The organism is Undibacterium sp. FT79W, assembly GCF_014284215.1.
GTDB lineage: Bacteria > Pseudomonadota > Gammaproteobacteria > Burkholderiales > Burkholderiaceae_D > Undibacterium > Undibacterium aquatile.
Window position 1 is genome coordinate 243,533 of sequence record NZ_JACOGB010000002.1, and the last position, 19,169, is coordinate 262,701.

18 protein-coding genes and 1 other RNA gene are annotated in these 19,169 nt (G+C 51.5%); 2 read left to right on the top strand and 17 right to left on the bottom strand.

Annotated elements, in window-relative coordinates:
* Position 1: 1 nt before the first annotated feature.
* The 4 genes from H8K38_RS04245 to H8K38_RS04260 all read right to left on the bottom strand — a co-directional run bounded on the left by H8K38_RS04245 (position 2) and on the right by H8K38_RS04260 (position 3,825).
* Positions 2–466, bottom strand: coding sequence for a GspH/FimT family pseudopilin (locus tag H8K38_RS04245; protein WP_186883560.1), 465 nt, complete (start codon positions 464–466; stop codon positions 2–4).
* A 21-nt stretch (positions 467–487) separates the two neighbouring features.
* Positions 488–958 (bottom strand): type II secretion system major pseudopilin GspG, encoded by a 471-nt coding sequence (gene gspG / locus H8K38_RS04250; RefSeq protein ID WP_186883561.1) that lies wholly within the window; start codon positions 956–958, stop codon positions 488–490.
* Positions 959–1,263: 305 nt separating this feature from the next.
* Positions 1,264–3,555, bottom strand: a complete 2,292-nt coding sequence (locus H8K38_RS04255) for a xanthine dehydrogenase family protein molybdopterin-binding subunit (protein ID WP_186883562.1) — start codon at positions 3,553–3,555, stop codon at positions 1,264–1,266.
* 81 nt (positions 3,556–3,636) lie between these two features.
* On the bottom strand, positions 3,637–3,825 hold the full coding sequence (locus H8K38_RS04260; RefSeq protein WP_186883563.1) for a DUF1289 domain-containing protein: 189 nt from the start codon (positions 3,823–3,825) through the stop codon (positions 3,637–3,639).
* Between the two features lie 365 nt (positions 3,826–4,190).
* Between H8K38_RS04260 and H8K38_RS04265 the strand changes: the two genes are divergently transcribed.
* A complete protein-coding gene (locus H8K38_RS04265) occupies positions 4,191–4,793 on the top strand; it encodes a MarC family protein (RefSeq protein WP_186883564.1) in 603 nt (200 codons plus the stop codon).
* Positions 4,794–4,910: 117 nt separating this feature from the next.
* On the opposite strand, the gene H8K38_RS18370 is transcribed toward H8K38_RS04265, so the two are convergent.
* The 8 genes from H8K38_RS18370 to ubiD all read right to left on the bottom strand — a co-directional run bounded on the left by H8K38_RS18370 (position 4,911) and on the right by ubiD (position 12,729).
* Positions 4,911–5,039, bottom strand: coding sequence for a hypothetical protein (locus tag H8K38_RS18370; protein ID WP_255422818.1), 129 nt, complete (start codon positions 5,037–5,039; stop codon positions 4,911–4,913).
* A 12-nt stretch (positions 5,040–5,051) separates the two neighbouring features.
* Positions 5,052–6,293, bottom strand: a complete 1,242-nt coding sequence (locus H8K38_RS04270; RefSeq protein WP_186883565.1) for a CaiB/BaiF CoA-transferase family protein — start codon at positions 6,291–6,293, stop codon at positions 5,052–5,054.
* A 174-nt stretch (positions 6,294–6,467) separates the two neighbouring features.
* Positions 6,468–7,064, bottom strand: a complete 597-nt coding sequence (gene recR, locus H8K38_RS04275; RefSeq protein WP_186883566.1) for a recombination mediator RecR — start codon at positions 7,062–7,064, stop codon at positions 6,468–6,470.
* A 2-nt stretch (positions 7,065–7,066) separates the two neighbouring features.
* Positions 7,067–7,393, bottom strand: coding sequence for a YbaB/EbfC family nucleoid-associated protein (locus H8K38_RS04280; protein WP_186883567.1), 327 nt, complete (start codon positions 7,391–7,393; stop codon positions 7,067–7,069).
* 59 nt (positions 7,394–7,452) lie between these two features.
* Positions 7,453–9,705, bottom strand: coding sequence for a DNA polymerase III subunit gamma/tau (locus H8K38_RS04285; RefSeq protein WP_186883568.1), 2,253 nt, complete (start codon positions 9,703–9,705; stop codon positions 7,453–7,455).
* 71 nt (positions 9,706–9,776) lie between these two features.
* On the bottom strand, positions 9,777–10,571 hold the full coding sequence (locus tag H8K38_RS04290; RefSeq protein WP_186883569.1) for an ion channel: 795 nt from the start codon (positions 10,569–10,571) through the stop codon (positions 9,777–9,779).
* Between the two features lie 205 nt (positions 10,572–10,776).
* An RNA gene (gene ffs / locus H8K38_RS04295) (signal recognition particle sRNA small type) lies at positions 10,777–10,875 on the bottom strand.
* A 369-nt stretch (positions 10,876–11,244) separates the two neighbouring features.
* Positions 11,245–12,729, bottom strand: coding sequence for a 4-hydroxy-3-polyprenylbenzoate decarboxylase (gene ubiD, locus H8K38_RS04300; RefSeq protein WP_186883778.1), 1,485 nt, complete (start codon positions 12,727–12,729; stop codon positions 11,245–11,247).
* A 486-nt stretch (positions 12,730–13,215) separates the two neighbouring features.
* On the opposite strand from ubiD, the gene H8K38_RS04305 reads away from it, so the two are divergent.
* Positions 13,216–14,154: a transglycosylase SLT domain-containing protein gene (locus H8K38_RS04305; RefSeq protein WP_186883570.1), complete on the top strand. Its 939-nt coding sequence runs from the start codon at positions 13,216–13,218 to the stop codon at positions 14,152–14,154.
* 49 nt (positions 14,155–14,203) lie between these two features.
* On the opposite strand, the gene H8K38_RS04310 is transcribed toward H8K38_RS04305, so the two are convergent.
* From H8K38_RS04310 to H8K38_RS04330, 5 genes are all read right to left on the bottom strand, one after another.
* Entirely contained in the window at positions 14,204–15,382 is a 1,179-nt protein-coding gene (locus tag H8K38_RS04310) for a pyridoxal phosphate-dependent aminotransferase (protein WP_186883571.1), read from the bottom strand.
* An 82-nt stretch (positions 15,383–15,464) separates the two neighbouring features.
* On the bottom strand, positions 15,465–15,926 hold the full coding sequence (gene nusB, locus H8K38_RS04315) for a transcription antitermination factor NusB (RefSeq protein ID WP_186883572.1): 462 nt from the start codon (positions 15,924–15,926) through the stop codon (positions 15,465–15,467).
* 101 nt (positions 15,927–16,027) lie between these two features.
* Positions 16,028–16,525, bottom strand: a complete 498-nt coding sequence (ribH, locus tag H8K38_RS04320; protein ID WP_186883573.1) for a 6,7-dimethyl-8-ribityllumazine synthase — start codon at positions 16,523–16,525, stop codon at positions 16,028–16,030.
* Positions 16,526–16,608: 83 nt separating this feature from the next.
* The gene (ribBA, locus tag H8K38_RS04325; RefSeq protein WP_186883574.1) at positions 16,609–17,730 is read right to left on the bottom strand and encodes a bifunctional 3,4-dihydroxy-2-butanone-4-phosphate synthase/GTP cyclohydrolase II; all 1,122 of its coding nucleotides are present in this window, start codon (positions 17,728–17,730) and stop codon (positions 16,609–16,611) included.
* Between the two features lie 132 nt (positions 17,731–17,862).
* A complete protein-coding gene (locus H8K38_RS04330) occupies positions 17,863–18,750 on the bottom strand; it encodes a PhzF family phenazine biosynthesis protein (protein ID WP_186883575.1) in 888 nt (295 codons plus the stop codon).
* Between the last annotated feature and the right edge of the window lie 419 nt (positions 18,751–19,169).

The window sequence follows — 19,169 nt, forward strand, 5'->3', positions numbered from 1 at the left end:
CTCATTCCACGGAAAAATGTCCGACGCCATCAGCGCGGATACGCACACTGCCATCCGGCACACGTAAAGTGATAATGAAAGGCTTATCGACAGGCTCGCGGCCAAACACAACCCGCACCGCTGCCGCCTGATTGCTTGGCGGCTCCATACTCAGTTCTACCGGAGAAATTTCAAATGCGCGATCACGCAACATGTCGTCGCGCAGCGGCAACCAGACCCGGTCTTCGCGCACCTGAAAACGGTAGCCGTACTGATCCGCTTCAAATGCGACTGGCAAATTGCGCAGAATGGCCTCATCCCGCGCCAGTTGCAATAGCAAGGCAATCCGATTCGCGTCTTGTTCGACGCGCTGACGCGGACTCGGCATCGCGTTAAACGCGACCGCGCCCAGCATCAGACCGGCGATCATCATCACTACCAGCAATTCGAGTAGTGTAAAGCCGTGCTGCCTGCTTCGCAGTGTCATGAGTGGGAAACGATGCAGAGTTTACAAATCCCAGGAGCCGATATCGGCATCTTTTTCAACACCACCCGGCTGACCATCCGCACCGAGAGAGAAAACATCGACTTCACCTTTAATGCCTGGTGACAGATACTGATACGGACTGCCCCATGGGTCTTTAGGTAATTTATCGATGTAACCACCGGTTTTCCAGCCGTTCGCCGCAGGACCGGAAGTCGGCTTGGTAATCAAGGCCTGCAAACCTTGTTCTGTGGTGGGATAGCGCTGATTATCGAGACGATATAACTTGAGCGCCGACATCAGGGTGGAAATATCCTGTTTAGCCGCCGAGATACGCGCATCATCGGTACGCCCCATCAGCTTAGGCACGACCAGCGCTGCAAGGATACCCATAATCACAACGACGACCATAATTTCGATCAGCGTAAAACCACGCGAACGACGGGATTGACGAGATGCCGCTGGCAAAACTGAAATCGATTGAGAAGTAAACATAAGCCTATCTATTAATTCGGTTAATTCTGTAAATCCGCTCTGAGAGGGTCTCTGCACAACCAAGGAATCCTGAACACAAAAACTCTGGCACCCTGAATTAGCTTGATTATCTGCTTTGCGATTACCCATCTCATCCAAAGCGAAGCAGTATAAAGCGGGAACATGACAACATGATTATTTGTTACTTAAAAATAACAAAAAAAGTGAATTTTTACTATACTCCCCCCTGTTTTTCTGAAAACCACCTTAATGTCTGCATAAACAAAGGGCCTAAATAAATACTCCCCCCAGTATATTTAGGCCATTCAAGCCAGTTTCAGAGGCAAACTGCGTAATCGCTGGCCTGTCAGTTTAAATACCGCATTCGCGACTGCGGGCGCGATTGGCGGCACGCCCGGCTCACCGATGCCCTCAGGCGGTTCTGCGCTCGGAATAATCACGACCTCAATCTGTGGCGCTTCGTTGATGCGCAACACCGGGTAATCATGAAAATTACTCTGCACGACCTTGCCGTCTTTGATCGTCACTTCGCCATACAATGCCGCACTCAGACCGAAAATAACTGCCGATTCCATCTGTTGCGTAATGATATTGGAATTGACGGCAATGCCGCAATCGACCGCACAGACCACCCGGTGTACGCGGATTTGCCCATTCTGCACCGAGACTTCGGCCACTTCCGCGACGACAGTACCGAATGACTGATGCAAAGCGACGCCGTGCGCACGACCTTCGGCTGGCTTCCCCGCCTTGTTCATCGCGGCATCGAGCACCGTCAGATGACGTTTCCGGTTCGCAAGCAAACCACGCCGGAAATCGACAGGATCAGCGCCCGCAGCATGCGCCAGCTCATCGATAAAACTCTCTTTAAAAAAGGCATTATGCGAGTGCCCGACCGAACGCCAGAAGCCGACAGGCACAGGCGTGGGCACAATCACATGGGCGATTTTCTGATGTGCAATTTGATACGGCATATCAAATTCACCTTCCGCCGTCGTCTTATCCGGCCCCGCCCCCGGCAAACCAAAAGTCCGTTTCAGCACCTGATGCATGATAGATCCAGACGCCGATTTATTATCGTAGGCCAGTACCTTACCCTTATCGTCAAGCGCCGCCGTAAACCGCGCCAGCGCTGCCGGACGATACATATCATGCGCCATATCTTCTTCTCGACTCCAGATCAGCTTGACCGGCAAGCCCTGCGTCTGTTTTGCAATCGCTACCGCCTGCACCACCATATCCACCTCTAAGCGGCGACCAAAGCCACCACCCAGAAAGCACATGTGCAACTGCACCTGTTCAGCACCGATGCCCGCAGCTTTGGCGGCCACCGCCACGGCAATGCTTGGCACCTGGGTGGATACCCACAAATCCAGCTTGCCATCTTTCAGTTGTGCCGTGCAATTCATCGGCTCCATCGTGGCGTGTGCAAGAAACGGGGCGCGATATTCTGCCTTGATGGTTTTTGCGACCGAGGCGCCAGCCACAGCCACTTCCTTAGAGTCGGCCAAAATCGCAGTAGCATCACCTTGTTTGTAATAAGTGAAGCCAGATTCGCTATCGAGTTTTTCTGCCAGCTCTTTGAATACAGATTCGGTCGATAACTGCGCGTGCGCACCGGCATCCCACTCCACCGGCAATGCGGCTAAGGCCGTTTTCGCCGTCCAATAGTTTTTGGCGACGACAGCCACACCAGCAACACCGGCCTCGCCAACGGCGGCGGAAAAATCGACGACATGCGTGACGCCAGACATCGCCAGCACCGGGGCCTGATCCACGCGTTTAATCTTGCCGCCGATGACCGGGCTTAATTTCAGTGCCGCAAACAGCATTCCAGCCGGATGCGCATCGATTCCGAACTGCGCGCTGCCATCCACCTTCACTTTGGCATCGGTGCGCGGCTCGGGATGGCCGATCAGTTTAAATTCTGCAGGCGCTTTCAGCCGTATCTGCGCGGGCTTGGTTTCAGCTGCACTGGCTGCCAGCTCACCGTAAGACTTTTGCTTGCCGGATGTGTGCTTCACCATACCATTCGCGGTCGTGCACTGATCTGCAGGCACGTTCCACTCTTTCGCCGCCGCGGCAATCAGCATCGCACGCGCTGCCGCCCCCGCCTCACGCATAGGCAACCACGCATCCTTGACGCTGGAAGACCCACCCGTTACCTGCAGACCCAGTTCGCGTGAGGTTTTCAATGTCATCCACTGAGCGAATTGTTTGATCACACCTTGATCGTCAGGATGAAAAGGCAGGCCATCGGCCAGCATAGAAAGATTGCCGTAGATTTTATCGATGGGCGCTGGCATGGTTTTGACTTGCGCCATCGCGACATCGAGCTCTTCCGCCACCAGCATTTGCAGCGCAGTATGTATGCCCTGCCCCATTTCGCTGCGATGCATGGCAACGGTGACGCTACCGTCTCTGGCAATTTTTATCCAGCCATTGAGTGCGACTTCATCATTCACCAAAGGCAAAGAATGCGCCGCGTTCAAACGCTGGCGCGGCGGCATCAGCCCCCAGCCAACCAGCAAAGCGCCAGCAGCACCGGCCGCGCCTAAAATAAAGCGGCGACGCCCTGTTTTCTTGATGTCTGACATTACCTGGTCTCCGTTTTCAGTATTTTTTATTTTTTAAATTAAGAGTGATCAAGGATCAATAAATTTGCCTCGCTTGTCGTCTCAGCTATTCCTTCGTGGATATCCTTGCGACAAAATACGTTGCCAGACGACTTCTTTTTGTTCTGCATTCATAAACACCCAGTCCGCCACTTCGGTGACAGTGCGGCCGCAGCCGCGACAAATTTCATCGAAGGTCGTGGAACACACCGCCACACAAGGCGTATCCGGGCGTTCTTTTGTTTCACTCATGATTCATACCATCCAGCGCAACTCTGCTTGTCTTTACCGTACAAGACGAAGCAGGCACATTCAAAAAAATAAAAGACAGGCATGCACCTATCCGGGGAGTAATAGTAACGCTAATTATGCTGTATCGCTCTGGTGCGAAAGTTCTATTTCCGGCAAAACCGCCGACTAGCCGCTGCTTTGATTGACAGCCACAGTCAAAGCACAGGAAAATTGAGCCTCTTCAGCTTGCGACTCAACATAAAAGGCACTGCAAACTGATCAACACTGACCATCTGTAGCACCAGTTCCTGTCATCACTACCGCAGCGACACAGGTCGCAACCATCAGAATATTCTGGTTTCACTATTCAATAGAAAATGTAATTCATGGCACAAGATTTTTTTCAAACCCTGATCCTTCTGGTCATCGTTACCGACCCGTTCGGCAACGTGCCGATTTTCGTCAGCGCACTCTCACACGTTTCACCAGAACGGCGTTGGCGCGTGATCGTACGCGAATGCGGCATTGCCTTTATTTTGCTGCTGCTGTTTATGTTTTTCGGCAAAAATTTTCTGACAGCCTTGCAATTATCAGAAATTTCCATCCGCATTGGTGGCGGCGTGATTCTGTTCCTGATCGCGCTGCGTATGGTATTTCCGCAAGAAGGCGGTATTTTTGGCGACACTGAGGATAATCACGAACCCTTCATCGTGCCGCTCGCCATCCCAGCGCTGGCGGGCCCGTCTGCACTGGCGACGGTACTGCTGTTTTCATCTGACAATAATCAGGAAATGCTGGTGCATCTGGGTGCACTGACCGCCGTGGCGGTGGTCTGGCTGATCGTCTTACTAAGTGCAGAACGTATGCAACGAGTGTTAGGTGCTCACGTGATGACGGCATTTGAACGCCTGATGGGCTTAATACTTGCCGCGATGTCGATAGAAATGCTGCTAGCCGGCTTCCGCGAATATATCAAAACGCTGAGCTGACGAAACATCCTCTAAGTCAGAGACAGAAAGAAGACCACGCGATCAGCCTGAGTTTTTAATTGATTAAAATTCAGGCGGATTTTCTCTGGTTGATTCTTGCTCTGACGCTCTCAGATTTCAGCCGACAACAGCCATATTCTCAACTGGCGGCAACTCTGCCGCAAACAACTTGCTGTTAAACGTGAAGTAGCCCAATAAAAATAATACCAGGGCAATCAGGAACTGCTTCCAGAACTGACGATTCATTGCGATCTCCGTTTAAATAATTTTTTTATTTTGTAATTCTGCGATGTCTGCCTCGGAGTAACCGAGCGCAGATAATACCTCGTCGTTGTGCTCACCAAGCTCAGGGCCCAGCCACGCGGTTTGTCCCGGTGTTTCTGATAACTTAGGCGAAATCGCGGGCAACTTAATTCCCTCACCATCCGCGAAATGATGCTGCTCAAACATCTGCCGCGCCTGAAATTGCGGATCATTCATCATATCGCGCACCGAGTATATTTTACCGACTGGCACATCCGCCGCTTTCAGTATTTGCAAGGCACTATCGATATTCTGTGTCGCGCACCAATCCTGTATCGCTGCATCAATTTCCGCCGTGCGCGGCACGCGGCCGTCATTCCGTACCAGCGCCGGATCATGCGCCAGATCTTCGCGCTTTATCGCCTTCATCAGGCGATGAAAAATCGCATCGCCATTGCCGGCGATCACAATATTTTCACCGTCACCAGTGGTATAGGTATTCGATGGCACAATGCCGGGCAACGCACCACCGGTACGTTCGCGGACAACACCGGCCACATCAAATTCCGGCACCAGCGATTCCATCAGATTAAAGACCGACTCATACAAGGCAACATCCACCATCTGCCCCTGCCCTGCGATACTGTGTTCACCGCTTTTTCCATTCCAGCGACCACCTGTGACATCACGATGGCGCAACGCCATCATCGCGCCTATCACGCCGTGCAACGCGGCGACCGAGTCACCGATAGAAATACCCACCCGCACCGGCGGCCTGTCAGCGTGACCGGAGACGTAACGCAAGCCGCCCATAGATTCACCGATAGCACCAAAACCAGGTTGATCTTTCATTGGCCCAGTCTGGCCATAACCAGACAAACGCACCATGATCGTCGCCGGATTCAGCGCCTTCAACTGTTCATAGCCCAACTGCCATTTTTCCAGCACGCCGGGACGATAATTTTCGATAATGATATCGGCATCCAGCGCAAGCCGACGGGCGATCTCCTGCCCCTCCGCGCTTTTCATATTCAGGGTGATACTTTTTTTATTGCGCGCCTGCACACTCCACCAGAGTGAAGTCCCATCTTTTAATATCCGCCACTGACGCAAAGGATCACCACCATCCGGCGACTCAACCTTAATCACATCAGCACCGAATTCTGCCAGCATGCGAGCGCAAAAAGGCCCTGCAATCAGAGTGCCCAATTCAAGAACTTTGATACCTGCCAAAGGGCCCTTGCGATTTTGTGTCATGAGGTGGAAGAAAGTAAAAGGAAGTCAGGGAAGAAAGAAAGTTAATGGATTTCCGGGTCTGGATTGCACCTCACAGATTCATCAACATCGATAGAAAAACAATCACTGAAACAATGCAGTGCACTCGCACGAGCAGAACAAGGCGGTGGCATCAGCACAGACATTGTGATTGCTTCAGGTCGTACGCCGATCCAGCATGGCGCGCGCAATCGTGCCAGCATCAACGTATTCAAGCTCGCCGCCAACAGGAACGCCTCGTGCCAGACGGCTGACTTTCAGACCACGTGCTTTCAGAGTTTCGCTGATGTAGTGCGCGGTTGCTTCGCCTTCGTTCGTAAAATTGGTCGCCAGAACCACTTCTTTCACAATGCCATTGGTCGCGCGTGCAATCAACTTTTCCAGATAGATGTCTTTCGGACCTATGCCATCCAGCGGCGACAAACGCCCCATCAGCACAAAGTACATTCCCTTGAATGTCAGGGTCTGTTCTATCATCATCTGATCTGATGGCGTCTCGACGACGCACAGCATACTGTCATCACGCTCAGCATCCTGACATGTTTCGCAGATGTCGATCTCAGTAAAGGTGTTACAGGAAGCGCAGTGATGAATGCGATCAACTGCGTTCAGCAGAGCATGGCCGAGCCCGGATGCGGCTTCACGGTCATGCTGCAGCAGATGATATGCCATGCGCTGCGCCGACTTCGGCCCTATGCCGGGCAAGCGGCGCAGGGCTTCCGCCAGATGTTCGAGGCTACCGTTTTTTTTCACGTTCAGAATGGCATTTTGAAGCCAGGAGGCAAAGGCATGCCTGCCGTCAAACCTGACATTTTTTCAGCCGATGTTGCTTCTGCCTTACGCACAGCGTCATTGAACGCCGCAGCGACCAGATCTTCCAGCATATCCTTATCATCGCCAAACAGGGATGGGTCAATGGTCACGCGCTTCACATCGTTTTTACATGTCATAACCACCTTCACCATGCCTGCTCCCGCCTGCCCTTCAACTTCGATCAGAGCAAGTTGATCCTGCGCTTTTTTCATATTGTCTTGCATAGCCTGCGCTTGTTTCATCAAGCCAGCGAGTTGATTTTTCATCATAAGAGTTGCTCCTGAAAAGTAAGGAAATAAATAAATTAGGAAGGAATGTACAAACCAGATCAGATCGGACGCACGCTGCCAGTCACAATCGCAGCGCCAAATTCCCGCATCAGGGTTTGCACGAAAGAGTCGTTTTGTATTGCCAACTCAGCCTGTTGCTGCCGCACCTCGCGGTCCGCGACTGCTTTTGCGTTGGCCGTCAGTTCAACAGCACCGATTTTGCTTTCCACCCGAATGTTTTTACCGAAACGTTCGGATAAAGCGGCAGCTAACTTATCGATACTCCCCGCAGACAATAAGGTCGATAGCGGAACGCGCAATTCAAACACAAAAGCATTCCCGTCTTGCTTGCAATGAATCAGTTCGCTTTGTTGCGCCAGTTGTTGCGCCACACCGCGCACAGGCAGACTCGCTGCCAGGACTGGCCAGTTACCATCCCATTCCAACGCTGGAACCGGGCCCGACCACAAAGTGCGGTCCATAGCCACTGGCTCAACATTTGCCACCGGTGTAACTGTGGCAGTTGCCACAGCAGGCGTTTCTGATACAGCCACCGGCGCCACAGACTCAGCGACTGTATTTTGCTGAAAATTTCGCGTCACCGCGGGACTCGAAATCGGTGCAGGTGCGGGCGCAGATGCGAATGCTGATGCCTGCCAGACGTCGTCATCCCATGGCGGTGGCATACCATCCATGCCGACCGGCTCCATTTCCTGCGGTGCTCTGGCAGCCGCAGGCGTAGGTACCGGTGCAGGTTCAGTGGCAGGAGCAACTACTGGAGCAACCAACGGAGCAACAGCAGGCGCAATCTTAGCAACAGCAACCGGGGCAGGCATTGCAGAGGCGACAGGAGAAACAGGAACAACTGGCGTCACAATCGGCGCGACATCATTTTCTTGCTTCGATGCCGCAGGCTTTGTCGTCGATCCAGCTTTTGCGCTGGCCGCTCGGGCAGCCGCAAGCGCGGCCATTGCAGGGCTCATCGGCTTTGCAGCCGGAACAGCAGTTGCAACCGTCGCCGCTGGCTGAGTAGAGACATTCTGCTGAGTCTGAGCAGAAGCAGAAGCAGAAGCAGAAGCAGAATTTACCGCCGCCGTTTTAACAGGTATTGCAGGTGCCGCCGGTGTTGACGAAGCAGTTCCCCTTACCGGAGCAGAAGGCATCCCATTACCCGGGCGAGGAGCTGGCGATATACCCGTGCCGCCTGACTGCGTCAGCACGCCACCATCCACCGGACGGAAAGCCAGCATACGCAACAGCGTCATGCTGAAACCAGCATATTCATCGGGGGCCAGCGCCAATTCATTCCGACCATGCACAGCGATCTGGTAAAACAACTGCACTTCTTCTTTGTTAAATACGTTCGCCAGGCGCAGCACCTGTTCACGCTCAGGCAAATCATCAGCAACGGCTGCCGATACCATTTGCGCAATCGCCAGCTGATGCAGCAAAGTACCGAGATCCTGCAACGCGGATTTATACGACAAACTGCGTGCGGCCATTTCATCTGCCACATCCAGCAGGGCTTTGCCGTCATTCTCAGCCAGCGCATCCAATAAACGGATCAGATACGATTGATCCAGCGCACCGAGCATCCCTTGCACCGCATCGAGACTCACTTTACCAGCGGCATAAGCAATCGCCTGATCCGTCAGGGATAAGGCATCACGCATGGAACCATGCGCGCCTTGCGCCAGCAAACGCAGCGCCGGCTGCTCGAATTCAATATGCTCCTGCCCAAGAATATTTTCCAGATGGCCGACAATATGGCCCGGTGGCATTTGTTTGAGATTAAATTGCAGACAACGCGACAAGACTGTGACCGGAATTTTTTGCGGGTCTGTCGTTGCCAGAATGAATTTGACGTGTTCAGGCGGTTCTTCCAGCGTTTTCAACATGGCATTGAAAGCGTGGTTGGTCAGCATGTGCACCTCGTCGATCATATACACTTTAAATCGTGCATTCGACGGCGCATAAATTGCCTGCTCCAACAGCGATGCCATTTCATCGACACCACGGTTAGACGCCGCATCCATCTCTATATAATCGACAAAGCGGCCAGCATCAATGGCGACACAGGCATCACAGACACCACAAGGGTTGGCGGTAATACCAGTTTCGCAGTTAAAGGATTTGGCCAGTATGCGTGACAACGTCGTTTTACCGACACCACGGGTTCCGGTAAACAGATAGGCGTGATGCAACCGCTGCTGCTCCAGCGCATGCGTTAAAGCACGGACCACGTGCTCTTGCCCCACCAGCGTGTCAAAGCTTTTGGGACGATATTTTCGGGCGAGAACTTGATAGGACATCCTGCGATTTTACCCTATTCGTTGCGCGACATAGTACCTGCCGCAAAGGAAATTTAAATAACTGATCACCATCATTCCCGCCCTTCATGCCTATCCAATTGCTCCTGCAAATGCAACATGATCTTATCCCGCTGACGCAGCTCTTCACGTAAGGCCTGAACTTCGCGCGTCAACACCCGGATATCAGCATGAAATTCCCGCTCGAACAGTTTTTCCTCTTCACCGACAAACAGCGCTGCGATATTTGCAGTGACTATCGAAAACATCGCGTAACCGAGCAGCACAATAAACACCGCGAAAATTTTTGATGCCGGGGTCGATGGCACTATATCGCCGTAACCAACAGTTGCCACCGTTGTAAACGCAAGCCAGACACCATTGGCGTAGCTATTCACGTTCGGTTCCAGCCAGTAAAAACCGGCACCGGCGGTGCTCAGCATTAACAAAGCCAAACCAATCACCTGCATCAGATGACTGGGTTTTAATTTCTGCAAGAGCAGCGTTGCCATTCTCAGCAGTATCACCGTGCAGAGAGAGAGTCGCAGTAACCACTCAATCACACCCCACTCACCACTGGTCGGCCAGCCACTCAGCACACAACCAATAATAATGATGGCGTCCATAATCAGTTTGCCGTGGCGACGGCGGCGACGATGACGGTTTTTTGCCCACTGCAGATAAACATCGACAGCGATAATGAGCGCGGAAAAAATGTATGTGCCGTGCCCGATTTTCCGGTACACATCGGTCTCACCAGCCAGCAACAAATAAAAGGCGGGGATAGACAACAACAAGCCGCCCAGCAAAATGGGACGAGAAAACCACGCAATAAACCTTTGCGTCATCGGATAGAGAGTACGACTCATTTCAAATATACATTTCAGAAGGAAAAGACAGCGATTGGTAATTCTGCGGAAAAAACAATGGATGCAAACAGCCATGATTTCAGCTTTCATTCTGGTGTGCAATTAAAATCAAAACGATTCGAAAATGAACGACGCTGAACGCAACAATACTGGCAAAAAGTAAGGGTGGGAGAGTGGAAAACAGACGGATGGGAAACGGAGGAAGGTTGGCGAGCCTGATCTGCGGCACTTGCGGTAAATGACTGTGGCTGCTTCGTTCCCGACCTGACCAGATTGGCCATGCCGCAATGCGCAGGGGCCCGCCAGTGCGCATTATAGCGCAATCCTGCATAGATATACACAAGTTTCCGAGCGAGAAATGCTACTTCAAATTAACGGGCCGGATGATGCCAACACTCGACAGGATATTTTGTCACACTGACTCAACTTAGAGTGACGCCCTGACCCAGAGAATAGTCTATTCAGACAAACGATAGCGCCGCCAGCAACACTAAAGAACCGATATACCGATAAGCAATGTTACTCATATATATGTAGCAGCACACAATCAAGGGAGTATGTAGGAAATATAGCTCCTTGCCGTTAATAACAAACGACCTTCTAGCTATATAGACCCATACTCCCCCCGAGTATGTGAACGGTGCAGCGGATGAACCTGCAAACTGAATATACTTCAGAGCCCGAGCTGTCGCCAGATCTGATCGACCCGGGTTTTCACTTCGGGTGCCATCGTGATTGTTGTTCCCCATTCGCGATCAGTTTCACCTGGCCATTTATTGGTCGCATCTATCCCCATTTTCCCACCAAGCCCGCTGACTGGCGAGGCGAAATCCAGATAATCGATAGGTGTGTTATCGACCAGCGTGGTATCCCGCACCGGATCGACGCGGGTGGTGATGGCCCAGATCACCTCTTTCCAATCACGAATATTCACGTCCTCATCCACTACCACGATGAACTTGGTATACATGAACTGACGCAGAAAGCTCCAGACGCCGAACATGACACGCTTGGCATGGCCTGCATACGATTTTTTCATTTGCACTACCGCCATACGGTAGCTGCACCCTTCCGGCGGCAAATAAAAATCAGTAATCTCACTGAACTGCTTTTGCAGCAACGGGATAAACACTTCATTTAAAGCAACGCCAAGTATCGCCGGCTCATCAGGTGGTTTGCCGGTATAAGTCGAGTGATATATAGGATCACGCCGCATGGTGATCCTGTCTATCGTAAATACGGGGAACCAGTCCTGCTCATTGTAATAACCGGTATGATCGCCATACGGCCCTTCGAGAGCATGTTCATACCCCGATGAATGGTTCTCATCAGGATAGATATGCCCTTCCAGCACAATTTCTGCCGATGCCGGCACGCGCAATTCACTGCCTATCGCCTTCACCAGCTCAGTGCGGCTGCCACGCAGCAAACCGGCAAACTGATATTCCGACAGACTATCCGGCACAGGCGTTACAGCACCTAAAATTGTCGCCGGATCAGCGCCCAGCGCCACGGCAATTGGATATGGCTTTCCTTTATTGACGATACAGTGCTCACGAAAATCCAGCGCACCGCCACGATGAGCGAGCCAGCGCATAATCACCTTATTCCGCCCCAGCACCTGCTGGCGATAGATACCCAGATTCTGGCGCTTCTTATTCGGTCCTTTGGTAATCACCAATCCCCATGTAATCAGCGACGCAACGTCGCCCGGCCAGCAGTGCTGTATCGGCAGACGGGAAAGATCAACATCATTTCCCTCCCATACGATCTCCTGACATTTAGCACCGCGAACTTCTTTCGGCGCCATATCCCACACTGCTTTCACCAAAGACCCCATACCCATCAGATCTTTGAGACCTTTTGGCGGTTCCGGTTCTTTTAGAGCCGATAACACATGGCCGATCTGGCGCAACTCACTGACATCATCCGCGCCCATGCCAAGCGCAACGCGACGCGGCGTGCCGAATAAATTTGCCAACACAGGGATGCGATGGCCGGTTGGTTTATTGAATAAAAGCGCAGGGCCTTCAGCACGCAAAGTGCGGTCACAGACTTCAGTCATCTCCAGATGAGGTGAAACTTCGATATCGATCTGCTTTAACTCGTCGATTCGTTGCAGTTGAGAAATAAAGTCTCTCAAATCAGAATATTTAATCATTTTTCGCTTTTTTACATGTCTGAATCAGATGATCAAGCTTAATTCGCCAAGTGCTTGATTTTATTGATTTTTGCTGCATTGCGGTAGATTTTATTATACCTATAAGTTATATAAAACAAGTTTGATAGTATTGACTCGATATAAAACCGCCCCTACAATTCGCCCAACTTGATGCAGAAGTCAAAACTTCCGCCACTTTCGATACAAGGAAAGTTTCGCCAATATCGGTAACATCATTCACGGGGATCGGGCCCCACACAACATTGTAAGGATTGTTTTCAAAAGGCGTCTGCCTTCCCCCGAAAATAGTTGTTTATCACTGGACACTCCAGTACCAAGTCTGACGGACTTAATTTGATAAACAGCTCCGGCGTCTTCCGATCGCGACTTGCGACGAGGACGATGTTTCTGATTCGCGAAAGTATAAATTTGCAAACGGCTTGTCGTTCGGCTTTTTTGCGACGCGTATATTCAGGAGGTAATATGTTTCAACGTTTTATTTTAGCTGTACAACAAAGTAATTTAACTAAACAAGAGAAGCGCGCCGCGCTGCAATCAGTAGCACGTGATACAACCAGCGGTTTTATCACTTCCATGCGCCACCTGTTCATGGCTTTCGGTATCACCTCCATCGCTATGCTGGCGATGATGTTTATCAAACCTGAACTGGCTGACAAATTTAAAAATCTGTCCCCCTTCGCTGAGGCAGAAGCCACGGTCGAAGCAGAAGTGCCACCACCAAGCCTTGCGATGCTGATGCAAGCACCAGGCAAGGTCAATACCAGTGCCAACGTACATGCGGCTGGATACTCTGAAGAAGATGCCAAAATGCTGGGCAATCAGCGTCAGCAGGAATGGGTTACCAACTGGTTATCAAAACGTTATCGCGTCGCCAGTGATGCAACCAATATGCTGGTATCGGCAGCGTATCTGACAGCCAAAGAAATCAAGCTTGACCCTTTACTGATCCTATCAGTGATGGCGATTGAATCCGGCCTGAATCCGTTCGCGGAAAGCCCTGTCGGCGCACAAGGCCTGATGCAGGTCATGTCCAAAGTCCATCATGAAAAATTTGAGGATATGGGCGGCGTCAAAGCAGCATTGAACCCGGTCGCCAATATCAAAGTCGGCGCTTTGATTCTGAAGGATTATGTGTCACGCACCGGTTCTGTCGAAGCTGGTCTGAAAATGTATGTTGGCGCAGGGGCTTTTGACTCTGATTCCGGCTACGGCTCAAGGGTTCTGACCGAATATAAACGCCTGAAAGACGTTTCTGCCGGTAAGAAAGTACCGACAACATTTGCCGCACCAGCGACCGCAGCACCGTTACCGCGCCCACTGGAAGCGGCACCGGCAATAAAATCCGAACCAACGGAAGCAAAAGCAAAAACAACGCATACCGAACAGGTTGCTGCGCTGTAAGCTGTTCCGCTAAAAAAAAGCAGCCTGACGTTACATCAGGCTGCTTTTTTTATTTGTATGCTGGTCTTGATTGCAAAAACTGACTGAGCCGCGCCACGGCTTCTTGCAGATTCTCAAATGAATTCGCATACGAAAGACGCACATAGGTATTGGCTGTCGCAGGACCAAAGTCCAGCCCGGGAACTATCACGACTCCCGCTTGCGTCAGGACTTCCTTTGCAAAAGCATCGGCATCGTCGGTAAAACGCGAGCAATCGGCATAGACATAAAATGCACCGTCAGGCATCACAGGAATCCCAAAACCCAACTCCCGCAAAGCAGGCACGATGTAATCACGACGGCGCTCAAGCTCTGCTTTACGGTTTTCGTAAATCGCCATTGTTTCAGGCGTAAAACAGGCAAGTGCTGCATGCTGGGCGACAGACGACGCACAGATGAACAGATTTTGTGCGAGTTTTTCGATTTGTGGCACGATGCGTTCCGGCACGACGATCCAGCCCAGACGCCAGCCCGTCATGTTGAAATACTTGCTGAAGCTATTGATCACAACCACATCGTCATCCAGTGACAACGCAGAAAATGGCGCTGCATCATAGGATAAGCCCTGATATATCTCATCAACAATCGTAAAGCCACCGCGCTGCTTTACGCTGGCAATGATCGCCTTCAACTCGGAGGTGCTGATCGAGGTGCCCGTTGGATTGGATGGCGATGCCAATAATACGCCGCTGGTGTTGTCACCCCAGTTCTGACGCACCATCTGACCGGAAAGCTGAAAACGATCCTCGGCGCCGCTTGCCACCAGTTTCGCCTGACCATTAAACGCGGCAACAAAATGGCGATTACATGGATAACAAGGATCTGGCATCAAGACTTCTTTGCCTGGCTCAACCAATGCCGCACATGCCAACAACAGCGCAGCCGAGGCGCCGGCAGTCACAATAATGCGTGAAGCCGGAATCGTCAGACCGTATTGCTGCAAGTAATACGTCGCAATGGCTTCGCGCAAAGCAGGCAGGCCGAGAGCGGACGTATATTGCAAACGTCCATCTGCCATCGCTTTAGCTGCTGCATCAATTACCGTCTGCGGCGCCGTAAAATCCGGCTCGCCTATCCCCATATGAATCAGATGACGCCCCTGCTCTTCCAGCGCGGCGGCCATTTTCATCAACTCCATGACATGAAACGGGGCGATATTATCAAGACGGGAGGCGAGATTATTATGCATACAAATGAAACCCTGAAAAAAACCGCCTGTTTTCTTTCGTAGAAAAGAGGCGGTGTGATCTGTGTTACCGGAATACAAAGAATTACTTCGCTGCGACCTCGTTCGGACGCAATTTAGCGGCCAGCTTATCCAAAACACCATTGACGTATTTATGACCATCGAGACCGCCAAAAGATTTGGTCAACTCTACCGCTTCATTAATCACGACACGGTAAGGAATTTCTACGTGATTTTTTAGCTCATACGCACCGATCAATAAAACTGCATGTTCTATCGGTGACAATTCAGCAATCGTACGATCGATCAACGGTGCAAAATCTTCGCGCAAGGCGATGGAATTATTGATCGCGCCATGCAACAAGGCATCAAAATGCTCACGATCCGCTTTATCAAAGCCATGTGCCTGACGAATATGCGCATCAATCACGCCGGAATCTTCATTATTCAACAGCCATTGATACAGGCCTTGCAACGCAAACTCGCGCGCGCGGTGACGTGGTGAACGGCTTTTACTTGGATTGGCGTGTATGGAATTATTATTCATATTTTCTCTTGCTGAATTCTTGCTTGATCTTACTTGTTCTTCAACTGCGGTGTCAGTGCCGAACCTGCATCAATACAGATGCAAGCCGGCCTGAACACAACTTAAGCGTCGTAATCGACTTCTTCTGTGGCTTCGGCCAATTCTTCAAGCGCCAGGGTCAGATTCGCCATTTCAACTGCGACCCGTGCCGCATCTGTACCTTTTTCAAACATGCGGACTTCTGCCTGCTCATCGTTTTCCGTCGTCAGAATCGCATTCGCAATAGGAATGCCAGAATCCAGACCAACACGGGTGATACCTGCACCGGATTCATTCGATACCAACTCAAAGTGGTAAGTCTCGCCACGGATAACAGCACCTAACGCGATCAACGCATCGAATTGATTGGTTTCAGCCAGTTTTTGCAATGCCAACGGCACTTCCAGTGCGCCCGGTACAGTGACATGCAAAATATCTTCGTTCATCACACCAAGACGTGCGAGTTCAGCGAGGCAGGCCGTCAGCAAACCGTTGCCGACGACTTCGTTAAAACGTGCCTGCACGATACCGACGCGTACACCCGCGCCGTCCAGATTTGATTCGTAATGTCCTACTGTCATAATATTCTCTCTCGCGCTGACGCGCCTGAATGGGATGGTTAACAAAAACTAGAAACCAGAAACAACTGAGCACGACGACAATATTATTGCGCTGCTTCCGGCTTATCCATGTAACCGACTACTTCCAGATTAAACCCTGTCATTGAAGGCATTTTACGCGGACTGGCCAACAGCTTCATCTTACGTACACCAACATCTTTCAAAATTTGTGCGCCGATACCATAGTTACGCAAATCCATGCGGGCAGCGCGACCAGTCGCCGGGCGGCTGTCTGGCGTTTGCAGCGCTTTAAACTGATCAAACATTTGCTCGGCAGTTTCTTCGCAATTTAACAACACGATGACGCCGGAATCCGCCGCTTGCACCGTCTGCATCGCCGCTGCGATATTCCATGAGTGCGTGGTCGCCTTGCTTTCCAGCAGATCAAGGATCGATACCGGCTGATGGACGCGCACCAGAGTTTCTTTTTCTGCCGAAATATCACCGTAGATCAAAGCCAGATGCGCTGATCCGCTAGGCTTATCGCGATACACCACTGCCTGAAAACTGCCATGCACTGTATCCATCTTACGTTCGGCAACGCGATCGACGATGCTTTCAGTCTGACTGCGGTAATGAATCAGATCAGCAATCGTACCGATTTTCAGTTGATGCTCTTTGGCGAATTCGATCAGATCCGGCAGACGTGCCATCGTGCCGTCGTCCTTCATGATCTCGCAGATCACAGAAGCTGGTATCAGCCCCGCCATTTCAGTCAGATCGCAACCCGCTTCCGTATGGCCGGCACGCATCAGCACACCGCCCTTTTGTGCTTTTAACGGGAACACGTGACCTGGCTGCACGATGTCATGCGCAGTCGATTTCTTATCCACCGCCACTTGCACAGTACGGGCGCGGTCTGCGGCGGAAATACCCGTAGTGACACCTTCTGCAGCTTCAATCGATACCGTGAAATTAGTGCCAAACGAGGTGCCGTTACGGCTCGTCATCATGGCAAGGTTCAGCTCATCGCAACGTTCTTCTGTCAATGTCAGGCAGATCAGACCACGGCCATATTTCGCCATGAAATTAATCGCTTCCGGTGTGACGAATTCCGCTGCCATCACCAGATCGCCTTCATTTTCACGGTCTTCTTCGTCAACCAGAATCACCATGCGTCCGGCGCGCAATTCTGCGACGATTTCTAATGTATTTGACATGCTCATAGGGGAATATCCTGTAGTGGGCTCAGCACCGGCGCTTGAGGCGGCGCTCCACTGACTGCATTTGAATGAAGTCGCTATTTTAAAGGATTTCCAGAAACACTTCCCGTGCTTTCTGCGGATTCCGCCGTCTTTTTAGCTGATTTGAATCATGCCTCGGCCGATTTCAACAACTTTGCCGCCAACCCTGATCGTTTTATCAAGCGCCACGTCCAGATACAACTGGCTAGGGCGTCGCATTTGCACACCCTGCTCCACCACGAGGCTGGCGGGTAGATTACGCCCTGACGTCAGCCACCAGCCACCCAGATTGGCGCAGGCAGAGCCGGTCGCGGGGTCTTCACCAACGCCCCCTTCAGGGCGGACAAAGAAATAACGTGCAGTCACCGGCTGGCGGCCTGCCGCATCCGCACCGGCAGTAGCATCAAACGCAAAGAGATACGCAGTGCGCCGCCCCAAACTGCTTACAGGCCAGGTATCCAGCAAAGCGGCATCCGGCCGCGCGCGACGCACTGCATCCGGTGTTTTCAGGGCAACCAATAACTGATCAGACCCGGTACTCACCCACAGCGGTGCTGACAATAAGTCGTCTTCGCGCAAGCCTAGCAAGCGGGCAATCTCTGCCGGACTCACCTCACACGCCCTAGTCTGCACCGCCTGCGGCGCGGCAAACGTCCACACCTGATCGCGCAGGTTCAGCGGCACTATTCCAGCTTTACATTCCAGTGTCAGCGCATCTCCTGCAGCATCTCCCACATGACAAAGCGCAGACACAACATGCGCAGTACCAATGCTGGGATGACCGGCAAACGCCATTTCTGTACCCGGCGTAAAAATCCGCATGCGGGCTGTTGCTGTGTCGGACGGCAGAATAAACGTTGTTTCCGATAAATTGAACTGCAAAGCCAGCGCCTGCATTTCAGCATCCGACAAGCCATCGGCATGTTCAAACACACACAAAGGATTGCCGCCAAAATCAGACTCAGCAAACACATTCAGGATTCGGTATGGGTAGCTACGCATCATCATTCACCTTTAGGACTGACGCAAAACCGCCCCAGCGGCGTTATGGCTCCTAGCCGTACTATTCGTACTGTCTTCGTCGCCATGCCTTGCCTTGCCGGTGCAACTTTGCGTCAGTCCTGACCTTATTCATACGACTATGGTTGATTGGAGTGGTCTCGCATCTGACCAGCGCAAAGCATGTTGCACTCGTCTCAGGAAACTTCAAAAAACAAGAAAAGAAGGGAGTATGTGCAATTTTCGCCTTATTGTCAGCATAAAATAAGGTGCCTAAAAAATACTCCAGGGAGTATTATTTTTGAGCAATACACCCGTACCCCACCGCATACGAGCGCACTCTTCCTGAGAATTCAACGTGCAATATCAAATGACCACATATTTTTATTGATGAGTCAGATTTTTTTCATGTCGAACTGATT

What these genes read in the sequence shown, in the direction of transcription:
- H8K38_RS04245 (WP_186883560.1), bottom strand. Translation starts at nt 466, where the DNA reads ATGACACTGCGAAGCAGGCAGCACGGCTTTACACTACTCGAATTGCTG.
- gspG (WP_186883561.1), bottom strand. Translation starts at nt 958, where the DNA reads ATGTTTACTTCTCAATCGATTTCAGTTTTGCCAGCGGCATCTCGTCAA.
- H8K38_RS04255 (WP_186883562.1), bottom strand. Translation starts at nt 3,555, where the DNA reads ATGTCAGACATCAAGAAAACAGGGCGTCGCCGCTTTATTTTAGGCGCG.
- H8K38_RS04260 (WP_186883563.1), bottom strand. Translation starts at nt 3,825, where the DNA reads ATGAGTGAAACAAAAGAACGCCCGGATACGCCTTGTGTGGCGGTGTGT.
- H8K38_RS04265 (WP_186883564.1), top strand. Translation starts at nt 4,191, where the DNA reads ATGGCACAAGATTTTTTTCAAACCCTGATCCTTCTGGTCATCGTTACC.
- H8K38_RS18370 (WP_255422818.1), bottom strand. Translation starts at nt 5,039, where the DNA reads ATGAATCGTCAGTTCTGGAAGCAGTTCCTGATTGCCCTGGTATTATTT.
- H8K38_RS04270 (WP_186883565.1), bottom strand. Translation starts at nt 6,293, where the DNA reads ATGACACAAAATCGCAAGGGCCCTTTGGCAGGTATCAAAGTTCTTGAA.
- H8K38_RS04280 (WP_186883567.1), bottom strand. Translation starts at nt 7,393, where the DNA reads ATGATGAAAAATCAACTCGCTGGCTTGATGAAACAAGCGCAGGCTATG.
- H8K38_RS04285 (WP_186883568.1), bottom strand. Translation starts at nt 9,705, where the DNA reads ATGTCCTATCAAGTTCTCGCCCGAAAATATCGTCCCAAAAGCTTTGAC.
- H8K38_RS04290 (WP_186883569.1), bottom strand. Translation starts at nt 10,571, where the DNA reads ATGAGTCGTACTCTCTATCCGATGACGCAAAGGTTTATTGCGTGGTTT.
- H8K38_RS04305 (WP_186883570.1), top strand. Translation starts at nt 13,216, where the DNA reads ATGTTTCAACGTTTTATTTTAGCTGTACAACAAAGTAATTTAACTAAA.
- H8K38_RS04310 (WP_186883571.1), bottom strand. Translation starts at nt 15,382, where the DNA reads ATGCATAATAATCTCGCCTCCCGTCTTGATAATATCGCCCCGTTTCAT.
- nusB (WP_186883572.1), bottom strand. Translation starts at nt 15,926, where the DNA reads ATGAATAATAATTCCATACACGCCAATCCAAGTAAAAGCCGTTCACCA.
- ribH (WP_186883573.1), bottom strand. Translation starts at nt 16,525, where the DNA reads ATGACAGTAGGACATTACGAATCAAATCTGGACGGCGCGGGTGTACGC.
- ribBA (WP_186883574.1), bottom strand. Translation starts at nt 17,730, where the DNA reads ATGAGCATGTCAAATACATTAGAAATCGTCGCAGAATTGCGCGCCGGA.
- H8K38_RS04330 (WP_186883575.1), bottom strand. Translation starts at nt 18,750, where the DNA reads ATGCGTAGCTACCCATACCGAATCCTGAATGTGTTTGCTGAGTCTGAT.